Raw genomic sequence first — 17,459 nt, 5'->3', positions numbered from 1 at the left:
ATTACACTTTATGTGTGTAATTTTGTATGAGTACAGCAACAGAGTTTGAGGTGTTTTTTATGATGTTAACTAAATCAATAGGTTGCAATGTTGCTATTTAGCAACACTATAGCGAGTGAATATTAATATGGTTCAGCATGTGTATAGGCGGTATTGATAATAATAGGCGAGTTATTTACTGATAGAGTTTTCTGCAATGGCTGCAACGCTTACTAAACATTACAATGCAATGCTTAATTGGCGCCCTAATTTAATAGGGCAGTTTGCGTTAAGTATGCTGCTGTCGTTATTGCCACTGTCTATTGTGGTCATTGTGTTTTTAAATGCGTTGAACAAGCAGCTAGCAACCACTCAACAAATTGTAAGTAATAATTATCAGCTTACAAAATCGTTCGCTAGCTTAAAGCAAGACCTTAATAGCCTTGAGCGCGCAACAAGACAAAACTGGGTATTAAAAAGTGATTCGCTCGACACCCTCATAGTTGATAAATGGCAATCTTCAGTACAAAGCATAAACGACCTTAAACACATTAATACAAACCCAGATTACACACGCCAATGGGCACAGCTATTAAATGTTTTACAAACAGCACACCAGCAACTTGTTGATCAAAAAAAGCAAGATGCAGCGCTATTTGTACCTGTAAGCGAGTTAATTACAGCGCTAACAGTGTGGCTTAAAAATAAAAACGAAGCGCAAATAACCCTTAATCAAAACGAGCTAGCTAGCCTACAAACGTCGTTTATAAATTGGCTGGTGGCACTTATTCCACTTACTTTATTGGTTGGTGGTGGCTTTTTATGGCGTATAAGTGGGCGCTTAAAGGGATTAACTAGGGTTATTGATAAGCTAGGGCAAGGGGATTGGCAGCAAAAAATAGCAGTAAAAGGCTCGTCAGAGTTAGTGGAACTTGGAGAAAAACTACAGTGGGTACAAACTCAGCTGCATATGCTTGAGCAACAAAAAGATACGTTTTTACGCCACGTAACACACGAGCTTAAAACACCGCTTGCTTCTATGGTTGAAGGAACCGATTTACTAACAGATGAAATTGTTGGCCCCATTAATGACGAACAAAAAGCAGTACTTTCCCTTATAACTCAATCTATGGTGCGCCTTCGCATGATGATAGACAGCTTACTGAGTTATAACGCTATTAGATCAACAATAAATAGCTCAAGCGAGGTTAATATTGATCATTTAATTAAAAAAATTAATGGCCATTTTGAGCATCGTCTAACGGCTCGAAAGCAAAGTATTCAGTGGCAAAACTCTGTTTCAAGCACTGTCCTTGCGCTTCCTAATGAGCTAATAGAAATGATGCTAATTCAGTTAATTTCAAATAGCTTAAAATTTTCTGATGATAACCAAGGTGTGACTGTAAATTTAAAATGCGAGCAACATCAGCTGTGTTTGGTTGTGGCCGATAATGGCTGTGGCATTAAAGAGCACGAAATAAACCATATTTTTAGTGCGTTTTATCAAGGTAAACATGACCAAAGCATTACCTTACAAGGCAGTGGTTTGGGCCTAACAATTGTAAAAGAAACGGTTGAGCAGCTACAAGGCACATTAAGTGTTGAGAAAAATAAACCACACGGTTGCCGTTTTTTAATAAAAATACCAATCAGTAAAAATTTAGGAGTTAATTAACAATGCGCATACTCACTATTTTATGTGTGCTTGCAGGTAGCCTAATTGTATCGGGTTGTGAGCTTAATAATGGCACGCAAGCGCAGGGCGGTAATAAAACATCAAATACCAAAAACGTATCTCCTAGCCCTAAGGCAATGCCTAAATTAGCCCCTGTTTATCCCTCTGCTGAGCGGGTTATAGCGCTTCATGCAAATCAATGTGGTGGGTTTACATTGCCACCAACAAAGCGATCATTTAAAGGTGAAAATGAGCTAAAAGCATTTTTTAAATTTATGTGCTTAAAAGTAAGTACCGACCCAAATACAGTAATGACCAAGTTACTTAAACTCGACCTAGCCTATTTTTGGCCTGACGATATAAAGCAGTATTTATGGCTGCAAAAACAGCAGATTACCTTACAAATAAATGCTCAAAAAGAGCAGCAAGCACTTAATACCCAAATGCAGAAAACCCTGTCGTCGCTGGCAGATATAGAGCAGCAGCTATTACTTCGCGAAGATACCAAGGAGCAGTAACCATGGCCACAAATAGTCCGCACAAAGCAAAAGTGTTATTAGTTGATGACGATGCAAGTTTATTAAAGTTACTTGCTATTCGTATTGAATCAAAAGGCTATCAAGTAACAACTTGTGAAAGTGGCTTAGCAGCGCTACAAATTTTAAAAAGCCACGTGTTTGATGCCGTAATTACCGACTTACGAATGGATGAAATGGACGGCATGGCGCTCCATCGTCAACTGCAAAGCCGATACCCTGCATTACCAGTAATTATGATGACAGCGCATGGCTCTATTCCCGATGCGGTTGAAGCCACTAAACAAGGCATTTTTGCCTTCATTACTAAACCGGTCGATAAAGACGAGCTATTTGATAGCCTTGCAAATGCAATAGACATTCACGGTGTAAATACCGATGAAGCCCCATCAAAAAGTAATATAGTAACGCGCAGTGGTGCCATGTTGCACTTGCTCGAACAAGTTAAGTTACTTGGGCCTACTCACGTTAATGTGCTTATTTCGGGAGCCAGTGGAACGGGTAAGGAGTTATTAGCGCAGGCTATTCATCAGCATAGCCAAGTAAGTAACGGGCCCTTTGTGGCTATAAATTGTGGTGCTGTACCAGGGGAGCTTTTAGAGTCTGAATTATTTGGCCATAAAAAAGGAGCGTTTACTGGTGCCGTAAAAGATCACCAAGGTTTATTTCAGCAAGCGCAGGGCGGTACATTATTTTTAGATGAAATTGGCGATATGCCCCTTAACCTGCAAGTAAAGTTACTGCGTGTACTGCAAGAAAAAACCATTCGCCCAGTGGGTTTTCAAGAGGAGATCTCAATTGATGTGCGTATTGTATCGGCAACTCACAAAAACTTACCCGAAGCCATCAAAAACCAACAGTTTAGAGAAGATTTATACTACCGCCTAAATGTGGTTAATTTAAAATTACCACCACTGTGTGAACGCCGTGAAGACATAAGCCTACTAGCCCAATACTTTAGCGCAAGTATCGCTAAACGAATGAACCAAAATGAAAAACATTTTGCCAATGATGCTATGCACGCATTGGTACGTTATGATTGGCCGGGAAATATTCGTCAGTTACAAAATGTTGTTGAACAAGTGGTAGCCTTAACACCTGGTGAGGTTATTTCAGCGCATTTAGTGTTAGCAGCACTCGATAGCAACGAAAAAAGTGTAGAGCCACTCTCATTAAACGACGCTAAAAAAGAGTTTGAACGTGATTACGTTATTAATACGCTAAAAATGGCAGGCGGCAACGTAGCAGAAGGCGCCAAGCTTGCTAAGCGTAATCGTTCAGACTTTTATAAACTCATTAAAAAACACAATATTGATGTTGATAGTTTGGCGTAAAAAATTAAAGGAATCCTCATGCAGTTATTTATGGTGTATTTAGGCGGGCGAATTCAAGGCTGCCACATAGAAATGCACGACATTCGCTTTGTAGTTGGGCAAAACATAGAGCAAACCTACACCAAATTAAAAAGCCAATGGGTTGGCGACAAAAACAGCGTACACATGGATAGTTTTATGGCTGTTAACAATATTGATGGGTACAAAGTAGAAGTGGTAGAGGGTTATGTTGAACAAAATAAACAGCTTTATTTTGTAAACTTAGGCGCTTACAGAAGCGACTCAATGGCAGAGCAACACGACTTTGCATTATATGTAGCAAGCAGTAGTGAAGAGGCAAAGCAGCGTGCTAAACATGATTTATTAGCAGGCCTGAGCCATATTCATAAAGACGACTTACACGACGTAGACGATTGCTTTGCAATTGATTTACTCGACAGCCAATTAACAATAAAACTTAGCCCAAGCGGGCTTTCACAACCCATAAAACCGGATTGGTTTGGTTACCATGTTTTATAAGTTAAGTAATCTGAACACTAAATAATAAAGCTATCTCAAACCGCTATTTTTCTTGCTCGTTTTGCTCGTTTTGCTCATTTTTTTCACTGTTTGATGCCAGCTTAAAAGCCACAATAACTAAGCCAAACATAGCAAATGGCAAGGCTGCTAACATATATTCAACCATGTTGCTGTCTTGAAAGTTAGCTTGCAATAAAAAGTGCCCCGCCACACACATAACAATAACGACGAGTAAAATTGGCAGCAGCATGAGCTCTTTTTTTGATGAATGATTTTTCATTGAATAACAGCTTAAACAAAAAGTGATGCGCTATTGTAATGAGCTTGCATATGCTTGGCAAACCACAACGCTTTTAATGATATGATTGCTATAAATGAAGTTTGTAAATTAGTGTGGAAACAACGTGGAAAGTAGCTTAAAAAACGTTTACTTAGTCGGTGGAGCAGTACGCGATAAACTGCTAAACATTGCATCAAAAGATAACGATTATGTGGTTATTGGCGAAACGCCCTGCACCATGGAGTCGCTTGGCTTTTTACCAATAGGTAGCGACTTTCCTGTTTATTTGCACCCAAAAACAAAAGAAGAATACGCACTAGGGCGTACCGAACGAAAAAGCGGCAAAGGTTATACCGGCTTTGTGGTTGACGCCAGCCCAAGCGTAACACTTGAAGAAGACCTCGCAAGGCGCGACTTAACCATTAACTCTATGGCGCTTGACGAAAACGGTAAAATTATTGACCCTTTTAATGGCCAACACGATTTACAAAACAAAATACTGCGTCACACTACACACGCCTTTGTAGAAGACCCTGTGCGAGTGCTGCGTATTGCAAGGTTTTTAGCGCGTTACGGCAGCGATTGGCAAATCCATCCCAGCACTTATGCGTTAATGCGAGAGCTTAAAAATAAAGGCGAGCTTAACCACTTAGTGCCTGAACGTGTATGGTTAGAAACCGAAAAAGCGCTTGGCGAAAAACACCCCGAGCTTTACTTTCAAGCATTAGATGGGCTGGGCATTTTTCCTGAAATAGAACAAATGAAAAACGTACCACAACCTGCCAATCATCACCCTGAAGGCGATGTATTTGTGCATACAATGTTGGTGCTTAGGCGTGCGGCCGACTTAAATTTTAATTTAGAAACCCGCTTTGCTGCGCTTACCCACGATTTTGGCAAAGCCCTTAGCTATAAAATACGCGGCAATTTACGCGGTCACGAACGCGAAGGGGTAGCGGTAGTAGAGTCATTTTGTAATCGTTTAAAAGTGCCTAATCGTTTTCGTGATATTGGCGTATTGACCAGCGATAACCACACTTTATGCCATACGATTGATCAGCTTAGGCCGCAAACTATTCATAAATTAATTGTCACTAATTTAAATGGTTTGGTGCACCCTGAACGCTTTTTAGCATTTACTCAAGCCTGCCAGTGTGACGCGCAAGGTCGCGGAGAAACACTGGTTAATAAGCCTTACCCGCAGGCAATTAAGTTGCGCGCCATTCATAGTAAATTACAGCAAATGGATAAAAAGCACATAGTGCAAGAGGCGCTTAAAAGTGGCAAAAAAGGCCCAGAAATAGGCGAGGCAGTAAAGCTGGCAGAAATAAACTGTATCAAAGCGTTTTTAAGCGATGAGCCAAGTACAACAAGCTAACAAGTGCATATTAAATTAAGTACTGAGATACGCCTTGTTCATCAAGGCACGGTACTTTTTGAAGGTCGTTTATTTGCGTATGCTGTGATTTATTGCCTCTGGCTCAGCGCTTTTGTCTGATTTATATAAACTAAAAATAAAGTCGAGCTCTTCTCGTTCAAGTGATGGGGTCACGGCAAATCCTACTGCTTAATGCGTTAATATAGTCCCAGAGTATGTGAACGCGACTGAATTAAAGGTGAATAGTTACAAAGGAAGGTGACTGTTTATTTCCTCACTGTTTATTAGCACATTACTTTTCTGTCTAATATTACTGATCTCTACCATTTTGGGGTATTTCTACATTTAGAATATTTAAATGCTGAATAACTATTTGTTTACATGCGCTTATTAGCTGGCTACATTGGATTGATTGTAATATTTGGGTATGTGCCGGTTTATAAAGCGACACATGTCGGATACAAAGTTGTTATGTTTTCATGGAGCCCGTAGTGAGTTCAAGTAACTGGGATAGTGCTGTAATAAAAAGTATTGGCTATGTTGGTATAGGAATCGCCGTTTGGTTTTTATTCAATGGACTGGCACCTTCATCACTTGATGATATTTATGGACTTGCCGTTACTTTTTTACTTTATATTAGTGTTTACCTACTAATTTCTATCGTTGGTTGGTTAGTTGTTGGCTTTCCTGTTCACTGGTTTGTAAAAAAGTACACTAACGGCTCTTATGCTTTTTATATCGCAATACCACTAATAGTTGTTGTTGGTGGCTTGTTTAACAACACTCCTCAAATATTAGGTTTGGCGGCATTATTTCAAGCCTTTTTGTTTAGGTATTATCTGAACAAAAAAACATAACAAGGGTTTTCAAGTTGGACAAATTACAGTTGGCTTTTGTTCGTACCTCACTTATTTTAGCCAACTACAATTTGCCGCTTAAAACGGCGTTGGTATGACTCCCATTGTCAAGTTAAACGCACTGATCCTTGCCTAACTTTTTAAGCCATAATTATTTTAGCTCGAATTAGAGCGAGTTAATACATAGGATGAAGCAAGTAATGTCGTCGGTTATCTTGCTGATATTCGTTGGTTATTACTATTTCTAGTAACAGAGCAGACCTTACTTATTTCGTCGTGGCACCTGTCTTCAGTCTATGTTCGTGGTTCAATGCAGCGTTAGCTGCATTGCCATCCTAACGCCGTCGGTGGTTGTGCCACACCCGATGCTTGATCCCATGCATTAACTCTAATTCTTTTATCATGCGGGTACTCTTGCCAATCTAAGTTTTTTATTCACTGGCGTAAGCACCACTTCTCTTGCAATAGCCCATATGTACGCAATCATTTCTCGGGCAATGGCGGTAACAACCAGATTGTAGTGTTTCCCTTTGGCTATCATTTTTTTATAGCGTTTGCAGAGCCTAATCTGTGCTTTCCACGCAATATCAATAATGTCCTTTGGTAAACCTTCTTGTCGTTTTTGCATATCTGTGGATATATTTGCTGCATAGCGATAAGTATGTGCACCTTCCACAAGAAGGCGCCTTGCTCGGCCGTTCCCGCATTTTGTGATGGCGCCAATATGGCGTTTGCCACCACTCGAGTGTTCACTGGGTACAAGACCGAGATAACTCATTAATTTGCGGGGATGGTCGAAACGCGATAAATCGCCAAGCTCAGCAACAACGCCAGTGGCGACCAACAAACGGACACCACGCATAGCTTGTATTGCTTTTACTACAGGATAATAACGCCACTGGTGAACGTGGTGTGTTAGTTCATTATCTAGCCGCTCAAGTCGGCTTATTCGTTCGGTAATTGTGTGTAAAAATTCTTGTAAGACGATGTGCTGAGCGGGGTGTGGCAACACAAGCTCAGTGAGCCAACGTAAATGTTTTTGTGACCAATTCGCAGTGCCTTTGTAATTAATATTATTGCGAAGCAGCAGCGCCTTTAATTGATATTTGGCATCTTTTAAATCCTTCATGGCTACTTCGCGTGCACGAGATAAATCACGTACAGCTTCATCTTCAGGCTCAGGAACATAGATAGGTGTTAAATCTTCAGACTTAAGTAATTTAGCAAGCTTAAGGGCATCACGTTTATCGGTTTTAATTTTCTCACCAGGTTTTTTAGGAATAAGAGAAGGTGCAACCACATAACAGCAATGGCCAAGGCTGGTAATTAATCGGTAAATCCAATAACCACATGGGCCAGCTTCATAAACAAAATGAAGTGTTGCGCCAGGGTATTTCGATTCGAACTGGCGAACAAGCTTTTGAACGGCCATTTTGGAAGACGAAACTCGGCCAAGATGAACAGGTTGCGCACCTCTATGTTCTTCAATATAGGCAACTTCATTGAATTCTTTATGTGTATCAAGACCGATAAAAAGTATGCTATGTTTATTCATGTTAGCCTCTGCTGTTTAGTTAATTGACAAACTAATTATGGCTCTGGCTTTGAATTAAGCTAACCCACGAAAAGCGGAGGCTAACACCGTGTGGGAGTCATTATGTCTAGGTGCAAATGAAGAAGTTTAGGCCAACCATTCCAATTTCGGAATGGAAAATAGCAACTCATTTAGAAGCTACGGGTTCAATTCAGAATCAAAGTGGATTACCTGCTTATGCATGCAGCTGCAAATGGTGCTCGCTATGGAAGAGTAGTTTTAAAAATATCTTGCCTAGTTGGTTTGCATCTGAGCTAAAACGTATACTTGTTGATATACCTAACCCAGCAGATTTATATAGATTTGAGACAAACGGAAAATATAGCTCTATTCGTATAGTCTACTTTATCGTTGGTAAAATACAGTCAGGGCCAAATGCTTGGAGTGAAGGAGATTCGGGCAATACTTTAATGTATAGGACGATCCAAGAGAAACCCTACATTTCGTTAGCAGTATATTCTGCGACTCATTATTATGGAGATGTACCAATCCTTAATGATAATAAGGCTGGCGAACTGATATGTTTAGACATGCGGTTGATGGTAAATAATGAATTTCAGCATACTCACCTAACAAACGCATGAAATATCGCGCGTTTAAAAACACCGCTTCGCGGTACGCGCTGGACTCGCAACAAGTTGCTCGCCATTTATGCGGGCGTTAAATTAATAGAGAGTCTATGTCTGTTATTCGTAGCTCAGTATTTCAAATTATTTTTAAATCGATATTTTTACTACTATTTAACTTTATCGGATTTTTTCTGATTTACGCAGCTGCTCTTTTGTTAGTTAGAGAGAGCAATACCCCGTTATCGTTAATTGAACAACTTTCGGCGTTAATTTTAGCTTTGTTTACAACATCTATTTTTGCTTGGTGGATGGTAACTAGTTTTCGTCAATACGAAATCAAAATAGATAGTGAATCGATCCTACTCAAAGGGTTATCGAGCTGGAAAAAAATTGATAAAACTATTTTACTTTCTGACATTGATAGTGCAGAAATAGGGACCGACTTAGCTCTATTTAAGGGAAAAAAGTTGGTGGTGAAACTTTCAATGGTTTCTATAGCATTTGAAACAGATTCGCTTAACAAAAATATAAAAAATATTGTCGTCTGAACTGAAATAACAAAATATAAAGAGTAATTTAACAAGGGCTAAATATCAGCGGGCTGTTCGCTTTGCTTCATTTAAGCCAACCATTTTAAGTCGACTTTGATGGTCTTACATATAAAGAGGAGTACTTATAATGGTTCGTCAATCACGTAAATTTAAAATATTTGCTGCAATAATTACCATCCCACTATTTGCGGTGTTTTTATTCGGGTACAGCTTTATTATCTTTATGTATGCTGATGGGTTAAGCAACATTAAGCACTACTTATTACTCGGTTTAGGTTTTATTGGTATTCTTTTGTGGGTAAAAATGTCCGTGAATATGATTAAAGACATAAGATTGATTAAGGTGTAATAACAAGAAAGATATGCGTTCAATTCAATTTTTAGGTTTATTGACATCAATAGTGTCATTTTTGTGTTTGTTTTGGGCTTTAGCTCCGCTTTCGCCTGACAGTAGCGCTTCAGTAGAAGGTGCTATTGGCTTGTTTTTAATGTTTGGTGTAGCACCACTTTTTGGTTTTTCAGCCTTGTTGTTAATTCCTTCATCTATCGCACTATTTAATGCTAAGTTAAGGGCGAACACTTATTTTTATGGTAAGTTTTGGTACGGTGTATGGGGCATTAATAGTTTGATATCTATAGGGTATGTGTTTGTCATTTTATACATTGGTTATATTTACTTAACTTTAAAAGTTAGCAACTAGTACTGTAATTAAACTTCAGTGAAATAACGTTTACGTTTTGATGCCCGTTTACCCACTACTTTATACTTTAATCGCCGTTTTTCTAATGGTTTGTAATCAGCAGGTATTAAGCTCCTTGGTTTAATTAAGTCTTACAAGTTTCCCCGCTAGGTTAGGCTAAAAACTACTTAACACTAAATAATTTTCAACTAATTTGCTAACGGCAAACTCACTGTAAAAGTGACCCCATTATGTTGTGTGTTATTTTGCGCAGTTACACTGCCTTTATGGTAATCGCACACCAGCCTTACAATATAAAGCCCCAAGCCTAAATGCGGTTGTTGCTGCATGTGCTGGCTGCGCACAGACACCATAGAATCAAATATGTGCTCGCTCAACCCTTCGGGTAATAATGGGCCTGTGTTACTTACGCTAAGAACTGCTTGTGTATCTTTGCTTTGTAAAGTTACGTTAATCGCGGTATTAGCTTGGCTAAACTCTAATGCGTTATTAATGAGCTTATCAAGCAGCTGCGCTATAAACTCAGGTGCGCCTTGCATAGGTAATTTGTTTTGGCATACATCAAGCGTAAATAACTGGTTTGGGTAAGTAAGCTGATAGCCTTGCATGCAACCATTTATTACTTTTTGTAAATCAAAAGGCTCAGGCTCGTTACTTTGAATACTTTGCTCAAGGCGAGTAGCCTCACTCATGGTGGTGATAATTTTACCTAAGCGCTCAACGCCTTCACTGGCGCGATCGAGGTATTTTTGGCTAAGTTCGGTTTGTTCCAAACTTTGTAAGTTTTCAAGGGATGATCGCACCACGGCAACAGGCGTGCGTAGTTCGTGAGATAAACGCGACGACATGTTTTCTAAATAGTCGGTATAGCCGCCCAATCGGCTCACAATATTAGCAAAGCTACGCGACAGGTCGCCAATTTCATCATTAGAATCACTGTAACTAATACTGCCAGTAACACGCCCTTGTGCATCTATTGCTTGCTCTGCGGTATCGCGAAGGCGCCTAATACGGCTCGATATTCGTGATGCAAAAAAGAATAAAGTCACGGTACCAATCAGCATAACGGCTAAAATAACGTTAAATAACTTTTCGAGCGATTTATTACGAAGCGTACGTACACCATTTGTAGTTTCTTCTGCTATTACTGCACCAATGACTTTGTCTTCAATCCAAATAGGGTAGGCGGCAGATAAAATAACGGCTTTGCTATCGGGGGTGAGCCGCCAAGACGATGCAGGTTGGCCTTTTAATGCATTAGCTAAATGACTGCCTTGCATAGATGCTACGTCGTGTAGGGTATCTATAAATTCGTTTTCAGGTCGGGTTAAAATTTTATAATAAAGTGGGTGCAAATAGGTTTGCTCAAAGCGCTGCCAGGCATTTTTGGGTGGTTGATTTTTAAGACCATCGGCCCACACTCCATCAGCGTTTTGAATCGTGCCCGATTGCGCAAGTACGCGGTGATGATTGTCTACCACCCATATACGGCTGCCACTGTGGCCCATCCCTTTTAAAATGCGGCTAATTTCTGGTGAAGGCACAAGCACTGAGCCTAAATCGCTTGGGTTATTTAAATTAGAGGTCGACATAACGTTAGCGTTAGGTAATTCGCTTAAGCTATCGGTATCTACAATAGCAAAACCCAGTTTGTTTCCTAGCATGGCTAACGGAAAGCGTAGTTCAACGGTGTAGCCTGTTTGGGTGCGTTTAAAATAGCCCTGAATTTTTGTAAATGGTGCTTTGGTGTCTGCATTAAATGCATTAACCCAGCCGTCTTGCCTTGGGGCGATGATATAGGTATTAAATTGGCCATCAGGGGCTTTTAAACCAATTTTTAAATGGTCGTTATTAGTAATGCTTAAGCTGTTTTTAGCACGATAAATAAGTGTGTTGTCGGTCACATTAAAAACGGCATATAAGTAGTTATCAAATTTGCCTACCATGTGGTCGAATGACAGATCGCTGGCTTGGTGGTTTTTATTAGTTTTTTGTAAATAGCGTTTATCGTAATGCCAAAATAATGGTTTGTAGGGTTCCCAGTCGGTTAGTTTGCCATCGAGCTGAATAGGGTTTTTTAAGTTGTAGGCGTATAAATCGCGGCCTTTTATTACTTGGTCTAAAAAGTTGGTTTGCTCGTCAAATAAGGCAGGGCGTTCGTGCAGAGCAGTGGCAAGTGCACGCGTTGTGCCTACGAGAGTTTTTTCTTGGCCTTGGCGTAAAAACTTTTCCATTTCCCATACGTACTCGTAGCCTAGCCACGGCAGTAAAAATAAAAAACAAGAAAGCACAATAAACTTACTACGTAGGCCAAATCTAAGCATTAGTGCTGCTCCCACCTATAACCCATACCATACACGGTATCGATACAATCAAATTGTGAGTCGAGGGCTATAAACTTTTTACGAATGCGTTTTACATGAGAGGTGATGGTGCTGTCGTCCACATAAATTTTTGCATCGCTCATTAAATCGTTACGACTTTTTACATGGCCTGGGCGCTGCGCCAGTGAATGCAGCATCCAAAATTCGGTCACGGTTAAATCCACTAATTGCTGTTGCCAAAATACTTGCATGCGTTGTGTGTCGAGCGTTAACTGTCCGCGTGTTATAAGTGCATTGGCATCGGCGGGATGTTCAAGGGCTTCCATTCTACGAAATAATGCGCCTATCCGTGCTGCTAAGTGTGCCAAGCTAATGTCTTTTGTTAAGTAGTCGTCAGCGCCCATACGTAAGCCGCAAACCGTATCTATTTCGCTATCGCGTGCGGTTAAAAAAATAATAGGGAGCGTTTTAGATAAGGTACGCAGGGTTTGGCATAGTAAAAAGCCGCCATCAATTTCGTGGCCAAGGCCTATATCAACGATGGCTAAATCGGGGAGTGCGTCTTTAAATGCACTTTCTGCCGTTATGCGGTCGCTGTAACCACTCACTTGGTAGCCTTGTGCGCCTAACATTTCCATGTAGTTTTCGCGAATGGCGGTTTCATCTTCAATGATGGCTATTTTTTTCATTCTACACACCCTTATTTATTTTAAAACGCACTATATCGAAGTTTTTCAGCTATGTACGGTTAAAAAGGCAATTGCCATTTTTTTGCCACAATTGCTCAGCGGTTTGCCATTTTTGCTCCCCTTTGTTGCCACTTGATGTTGTTTTAATGCACCTATCGAAACAAAACATCACTAAGTTAAATCAATTTTAAGGATCATATTATGAAGAAGACATTAATCGCGCTAACGCTTGTTGCTGGTTTTTCTACTCCGACATTTTCATCGGCTGCTGAACATTCGCCCTCAAAAGAAGCAACTCAAGAAACCGCAATAGGTTTAGGTACAGGCGCTATTATTGGTGGTGTGGTTGGTGGACCCATTGGTGCGTTTTTAGGCGCATTTGCTGGTGGCTTAATTGGTGATGCAAAAGTCGCCGACAACAAAATTGACGAACAACAACGCGCCTTGGCCGTAATGAAACAAAAAACCAACGACTATCAACACGTACTTAATCATAACAATCTGTTAGAACAGCAATTAGAGGTGCTAGCACAGCAAAACGAGCAGTTAGCACAATCTCAAATTAATAACCTACTTGCAATGACCGTTCAATTTAAAACGGGTTCAAGCACTATAGCGCCTCACTTTGCTAAGCAGCTCGACCAGTTAGTTGTACTTTTAAACAACCAACCTCAATTAGCGCTTGATTTAAGTGGCTTTGCCGACCAACGAGGAGATGAACAGGCTAATTTTTTACTGTCTAAAAAACGTGTAAATGCAGTGCAAAGTTATTTAATAAAACACGGCGTTAGCCACAAACGTTTAAGTACGCAAGCCTTTGGTGAACAACACACATTGGCAAATAGCAATACCACAGAAGATAACTTTTTTGACCGTCGAGTAACGCTGACTACCCGCTCACTAGCGCCTGAAAGTGGCCAAACGGCGAGTAACTAATTTTAGCATTCGATGGAGTGATTTTATGTTGAGTAACCCAACCAAAATGCTTGTTAAGGCAAGCATTTTTATATTCATGGCAATAGTGCTATTAGCAAGTAAAAGCAGCTATGCACAATCGCCAAAGCTTGAACTAACCGATACGTTAGGTAAGCCCGTTAGCCCTGCCATAATATTAAAAAGCGACGCTCATATGACAGTAACAGGGTTAATCAACCATGTTGTCGTTAAGCAAACTTATCAAAACGAAAACCCATTTGCGGTGAATGCACGTTATGTGTTTCCACTACCCGACGAAAGTGCAGTGCACGCCATGACAATGCGTATTGGTGAGCGCGTTATTAAAGGGCATATTGATAAAAAAATAGAGGCCGAAAAAAAATACGCACAAGCTCAAAAGGCAGGAAAGCAGGCTGCACTGGTGCGTCAACAACGTGCAAATATGTTTGTCACTAATGTGGCAAATATTGGCCCTGGTGAACAGGTGGCCATTGAGCTTGAGTATCAAGAAATTATTAATTACCGCAGTGGTACTTTTACTATTCGTTTCCCTACCACAATTACGCCGCGCTACCATGCAATAAATGGCACATTAGAGCAGCCTAGTTTAAGCCTTATGGATCAAAACTTAGCGCCCAGTGGTTGGCTAAGCCCGGTATATAACATTCAAAAAAATAATGATGCACCTAGCAGTGAGTTTACTTTAAACATAGACATAGATGTGGGGTTAGAGCTTGTTGATATAACCTCTAAACATCACCGTATTAATGTTAATAATCCCGCGTTTGGGCAATATAAAATAGCACTGAACGATACAAATGGGGCTAATCGTGACTTTGTTTTAGCGTTTAAGCCGCTTCAAAAAGAAAACGCGCAAGCTGCCTTTTTTACCCAGCAGTTTGAAAACGCAGACCGCTATGGCCTTGCTATGTTAATGCCGCCTGGAGATCATTTTACGCAAACTCAGCGCTTACCCCGAGAAATGGTATTTGTAGTAGATACATCGGGCTCAATGCATGGGCAGTCTATTGAGCAGGCCAAAAAGGCATTATTTTATGCGCTGTCGTTACTTGAAAGCGACGACAGTTTTAACATTATTGGTTTTGATAATAATGTCACCGCCATGAGTGATAGGCCTCTTATAGCCAGTGATTTTAACTTACGCCGAGCAGAGCGTTTTATTTACAGCCTTGAAGCCGATGGTGGCACCGAAATACAAGGCGCGCTTGACGCGGTACTTGATGGCAGTACGTTTGATGGTTTTGTACGCCAAGTAGTGTTTTTAACAGACGGCAGTGTAAGTAACGAAGCTACTTTATTTAAAAATATTCAGGCTAAATTAGGTGATAGCCGTTTATTTACGGTAGGAATTGGTAGTGCTCCTAATAGCTTTTTTATGCGCCGTGCAGCCGATATAGGAAAAGGCACATTTACTTTTATTGGCAGCACACAAGAAGTACAGCCTAAAATGGAGCAGTTATTTGATAAGCTCGCCCACCCAGCCATTACAGACCTCGCTTTAAGCGATGAAAACGGTAACAGTTTAGATTTTTGGCCGTCACCACTGCCTGATTTATATTTTGGAGAGCCTATCATGGTTGCTATAAAACTTAATGATGCTAAAAGTGTGATACTTACAGGGCAAACAGCACAAGGGCCTTTAAGTATTAAATTAAGCATACAAAATAGCTCTCAAGCCAAAGGCATAGCAAAACTGTGGGCGCGTCAAAAAATTAAATCGTTACTTTTATATAACGAGCAAAGTAGTGTTAAAGACGAGGTGCAAAAATTAGCTTTAACGCATCAGCTTTTAAGTCCATTTACTGCGTTTATTGCCATTGAACACACTCAAATTAAAGACGTTGCAGATCAAACAGCGCAAGCCGCTAACCAAGTACCGCAAGGAATAGAAATGCGTTTGCCGCAAACCGATGGTCAAAGTAGGCTGCATATAATGTTGGGTAGTATGTTACTTATAACGTTTGGTGCTCTTAAATTAAAAAGACGTGTTAAAACATGAAAAAGTGGTTAAGTGCAGGGTTATTAATTGCTGGGCTCAGCTTGTTTGGCCACGGTGTGTATATGCAAGCAAAGGCATGGCTTGCACAAGTGCTTATTGAGCACGCGTGGCAGCAAGCGCTTGCAGAGCCGGGTAAAAAAGTAAAACCGTGGTTTTATGCTGACAGTTTTGTAACCGCGCAGCTTCACTTTCCATCGCATAATAAAACGTTAAGTGTGCTCGGTGGTGCGAGTGGTCGAAATTTAGCATTTGCACCAAGCCATTTTTTGCCCGCGGGGGAATTGGGAAATCGCCAAAAGGGAGCGTTAATAGCAGGCCATAACGACACCCACTTTGCGTTTTTACAGCACGCCAAAGTAGGGGAGCAGTTTACTATGCAGTTACAAAGCGGGGAGTTACAGCAGTATAAAGTCACGGCGGTTGATATAATTCATCAATCGCAGCATGACTTTTTACGCACACCGGGGCTTTATTTACTTACCTGTTATCCCTTTGATGCATTAGCGTCGGGCACCGATTTGAGGTTATTGGTATCGGCAGAAATATCTTCACCAGATTCACTAAGTGGTATATCAACAACTAGCTCTTGATGGCGCTGGCTAACCATAACGCCAATAAATACCACAAAAATACTAAGCCACTGCCAAAGTGTAAGTACTTCTCCCAAAATAATGGCCGATAAAATAAGTGTAAAAATAGGAATTAAATTTGAATACGCCGCTGCAGTAAGTACCGATACCTTGCTAATTGCATAGTTGTACATACCGTAGCCACCTAAAGTAACGCAAGAGCCTAAATATAAAATACTCATAAGTGCCGTTAGGTCGTGTTGATTTTCGCTGGGTAGGTCAATAAAAAATAAAAAGGGGGCAAAAAACAAACTCCCGCTAATGCCTTGTAATGCAATTAAAGTCAGTGGTGAATACCGGTTTGCTAAGTGCTTAATACTAACAGTATAAAATGCAGCACACACCATAGCCATTAACTCTAAAAAGTTACCCAAAATAGGATTAGGCGCTTGTTCTGAACTTGGTGAGAGCAGCGTAAGTAAAATACTGCCGCCAATACATAGCGTAAAGCCCACTACAATGGCTTTACTTATGTATTCTTTGAGCATAAAAAATGCTAAAAACGCGACTATTATTGGCAAGCACGACACAATAACACCCGCCTGAGATGCCGATGTATATTCCATTGCGTGGCCTTCAAATAAAAAGTACAAGCAAGGTTCAGCAAGCGACATGCCCACTAAATACTTCCAATCACCTTTTTGATATTCAAAGCGAATAACATAACGCCATAAACACAATGAAATAACGAGCGTAGTAAGCATACGTAAAAATATCACTAATGCTGGATCGTAAATGGCAATGGCGTATTTAAGCGCTATAAACGAACTGCCCCATAAAAAAGTGGCAATAATTAAACATAAACTGGCAGGCATAAGACGTAATTTAAACAATAAAATATAGCGCGATCCTAGCATGAATATTTTTAACTTGTTCAAAAATACCGAG

18 protein-coding genes are annotated in these 17,459 nt (G+C 40.3%); 13 read left to right on the top strand and 5 right to left on the bottom strand.

Features of this window, described 5'->3' with window-relative positions; translation table 11 throughout:
• Positions 1-196: 196 nt before the first annotated feature.
• Genes PS1M3_RS12705 through PS1M3_RS12690 form a run of 4 tightly spaced genes read left to right on the top strand, consistent with a single transcriptional unit; the run spans position 197 to position 4,043 of the window.
• Entirely contained in the window at positions 197-1,654 is a 1,458-nt protein-coding gene (locus PS1M3_RS12705) for a HAMP domain-containing sensor histidine kinase (RefSeq protein ID WP_203984649.1), read from the top strand.
• A gap of 2 nt (positions 1,655-1,656) precedes the next feature.
• Positions 1,657-2,172 carry a hypothetical protein gene (locus PS1M3_RS12700; protein ID WP_203984647.1) on the top strand — a complete coding sequence of 172 codons (516 nt, stop codon included), beginning with the start codon at positions 1,657-1,659 and terminating at the stop codon, positions 2,170-2,172.
• Positions 2,173-2,174: 2 nt separating this feature from the next.
• Positions 2,175-3,524 (top strand): sigma 54-interacting transcriptional regulator, encoded by a 1,350-nt coding sequence (locus tag PS1M3_RS12695; RefSeq protein WP_008130979.1) that lies wholly within the window; start codon positions 2,175-2,177, stop codon positions 3,522-3,524.
• A gap of 18 nt (positions 3,525-3,542) precedes the next feature.
• Positions 3,543-4,043, top strand: a complete 501-nt coding sequence (locus tag PS1M3_RS12690; protein ID WP_006791892.1) for a DUF1543 domain-containing protein — start codon at positions 3,543-3,545, stop codon at positions 4,041-4,043.
• A 43-nt stretch (positions 4,044-4,086) separates the two neighbouring features.
• Here the strand turns inward: PS1M3_RS12690 and PS1M3_RS12685 are convergent, their stop codons facing one another.
• The gene (locus PS1M3_RS12685; RefSeq protein WP_203984645.1) at positions 4,087-4,323 is read right to left on the bottom strand and encodes a hypothetical protein; all 237 of its coding nucleotides are present in this window, start codon (positions 4,321-4,323) and stop codon (positions 4,087-4,089) included.
• Between the two features lie 124 nt (positions 4,324-4,447).
• Between PS1M3_RS12685 and PS1M3_RS12680 the strand changes: the two genes are divergently transcribed.
• On the top strand, positions 4,448-5,701 hold the full coding sequence (locus PS1M3_RS12680) for a multifunctional CCA addition/repair protein (protein ID WP_203984644.1): 1,254 nt from the start codon (positions 4,448-4,450) through the stop codon (positions 5,699-5,701).
• A gap of 491 nt (positions 5,702-6,192) precedes the next feature.
• Positions 6,193-6,558, top strand: a complete 366-nt coding sequence (locus tag PS1M3_RS12675; protein ID WP_021032388.1) for a hypothetical protein — start codon at positions 6,193-6,195, stop codon at positions 6,556-6,558.
• 400 nt (positions 6,559-6,958) lie between these two features.
• Here PS1M3_RS12675 and PS1M3_RS12670 read toward each other — a convergent pair whose 3' ends face one another.
• Positions 6,959-8,113 carry an IS110 family transposase gene (locus PS1M3_RS12670; protein ID WP_138740772.1) on the bottom strand — a complete coding sequence of 385 codons (1,155 nt, stop codon included), beginning with the start codon at positions 8,111-8,113 and terminating at the stop codon, positions 6,959-6,961.
• Between the two features lie 116 nt (positions 8,114-8,229).
• Between PS1M3_RS12670 and PS1M3_RS12665 the strand changes: the two genes are divergently transcribed.
• The 4 genes from PS1M3_RS12665 to PS1M3_RS12650 all read left to right on the top strand — a co-directional run bounded on the left by PS1M3_RS12665 (position 8,230) and on the right by PS1M3_RS12650 (position 9,973).
• Positions 8,230-8,736: a hypothetical protein gene (locus PS1M3_RS12665; protein ID WP_203984635.1), complete on the top strand. Its 507-nt coding sequence runs from the start codon at positions 8,230-8,232 to the stop codon at positions 8,734-8,736.
• 95 nt (positions 8,737-8,831) lie between these two features.
• On the top strand, positions 8,832-9,269 hold the full coding sequence (locus tag PS1M3_RS12660) for a hypothetical protein (RefSeq protein ID WP_203984633.1): 438 nt from the start codon (positions 8,832-8,834) through the stop codon (positions 9,267-9,269).
• Positions 9,270-9,399: 130 nt separating this feature from the next.
• Positions 9,400-9,621: a hypothetical protein gene (locus PS1M3_RS12655; RefSeq protein WP_006791898.1), complete on the top strand. Its 222-nt coding sequence runs from the start codon at positions 9,400-9,402 to the stop codon at positions 9,619-9,621.
• A 13-nt stretch (positions 9,622-9,634) separates the two neighbouring features.
• Positions 9,635-9,973, top strand: coding sequence for a hypothetical protein (locus PS1M3_RS12650; RefSeq protein ID WP_203984626.1), 339 nt, complete (start codon positions 9,635-9,637; stop codon positions 9,971-9,973).
• 188 nt (positions 9,974-10,161) lie between these two features.
• Here the strand turns inward: PS1M3_RS12650 and pdsS are convergent, their stop codons facing one another.
• Both pdsS and pdsR read right to left on the bottom strand, forming a co-directional pair.
• The gene (gene pdsS / locus PS1M3_RS12645) at positions 10,162-12,297 is read right to left on the bottom strand and encodes a proteobacterial dedicated sortase system histidine kinase (RefSeq protein WP_203984624.1); all 2,136 of its coding nucleotides are present in this window, start codon (positions 12,295-12,297) and stop codon (positions 10,162-10,164) included.
• On the bottom strand, positions 12,297-12,986 hold the full coding sequence (gene pdsR / locus PS1M3_RS12640; RefSeq protein ID WP_039036477.1) for a proteobacterial dedicated sortase system response regulator: 690 nt from the start codon (positions 12,984-12,986) through the stop codon (positions 12,297-12,299). The genes pdsS and pdsR overlap by 1 nt, the downstream gene beginning before the upstream one ends.
• 201 nt (positions 12,987-13,187) lie before the next feature.
• Here pdsR and pdsO point away from each other — a divergent pair, with 201 nt between their 5' ends.
• The 3 genes from pdsO to PS1M3_RS12625 are packed head-to-tail and all read left to right on the top strand — an operon-like array spanning position 13,188 to position 16,532.
• Positions 13,188-13,922, top strand: coding sequence for a sortase-associated OmpA-like protein PdsO (pdsO, locus tag PS1M3_RS12635; RefSeq protein ID WP_203984622.1), 735 nt, complete (start codon positions 13,188-13,190; stop codon positions 13,920-13,922).
• A 25-nt stretch (positions 13,923-13,947) separates the two neighbouring features.
• On the top strand, positions 13,948-15,942 hold the full coding sequence (locus tag PS1M3_RS12630) for a marine proteobacterial sortase target protein (protein ID WP_203984620.1): 1,995 nt from the start codon (positions 13,948-13,950) through the stop codon (positions 15,940-15,942).
• Positions 15,939-16,532, top strand: coding sequence for a class GN sortase (locus PS1M3_RS12625; protein ID WP_033025547.1), 594 nt, complete (start codon positions 15,939-15,941; stop codon positions 16,530-16,532). The genes PS1M3_RS12630 and PS1M3_RS12625 overlap by 4 nt, the downstream gene beginning before the upstream one ends.
• Here the strand turns inward: PS1M3_RS12625 and PS1M3_RS12620 are convergent.
• Positions 16,427-17,386: a DMT family transporter gene (locus tag PS1M3_RS12620; RefSeq protein ID WP_008130411.1), complete on the bottom strand. Its 960-nt coding sequence runs from the start codon at positions 17,384-17,386 to the stop codon at positions 16,427-16,429. The two genes, PS1M3_RS12625 and PS1M3_RS12620, sit on opposite strands and share 106 nt — an antisense overlap.
• Positions 17,387-17,459 lie beyond the last annotated feature (73 nt).

Source organism: Pseudoalteromonas sp. PS1M3 (assembly GCF_016865405.1).
GTDB classification, from domain to species: Bacteria; Pseudomonadota; Gammaproteobacteria; order Enterobacterales; family Alteromonadaceae; genus Pseudoalteromonas; species Pseudoalteromonas marina.
The sequence above is the reverse complement of the archived record's forward strand: the minus strand, read 5'-3'. Positions and strand labels throughout refer to the sequence as shown.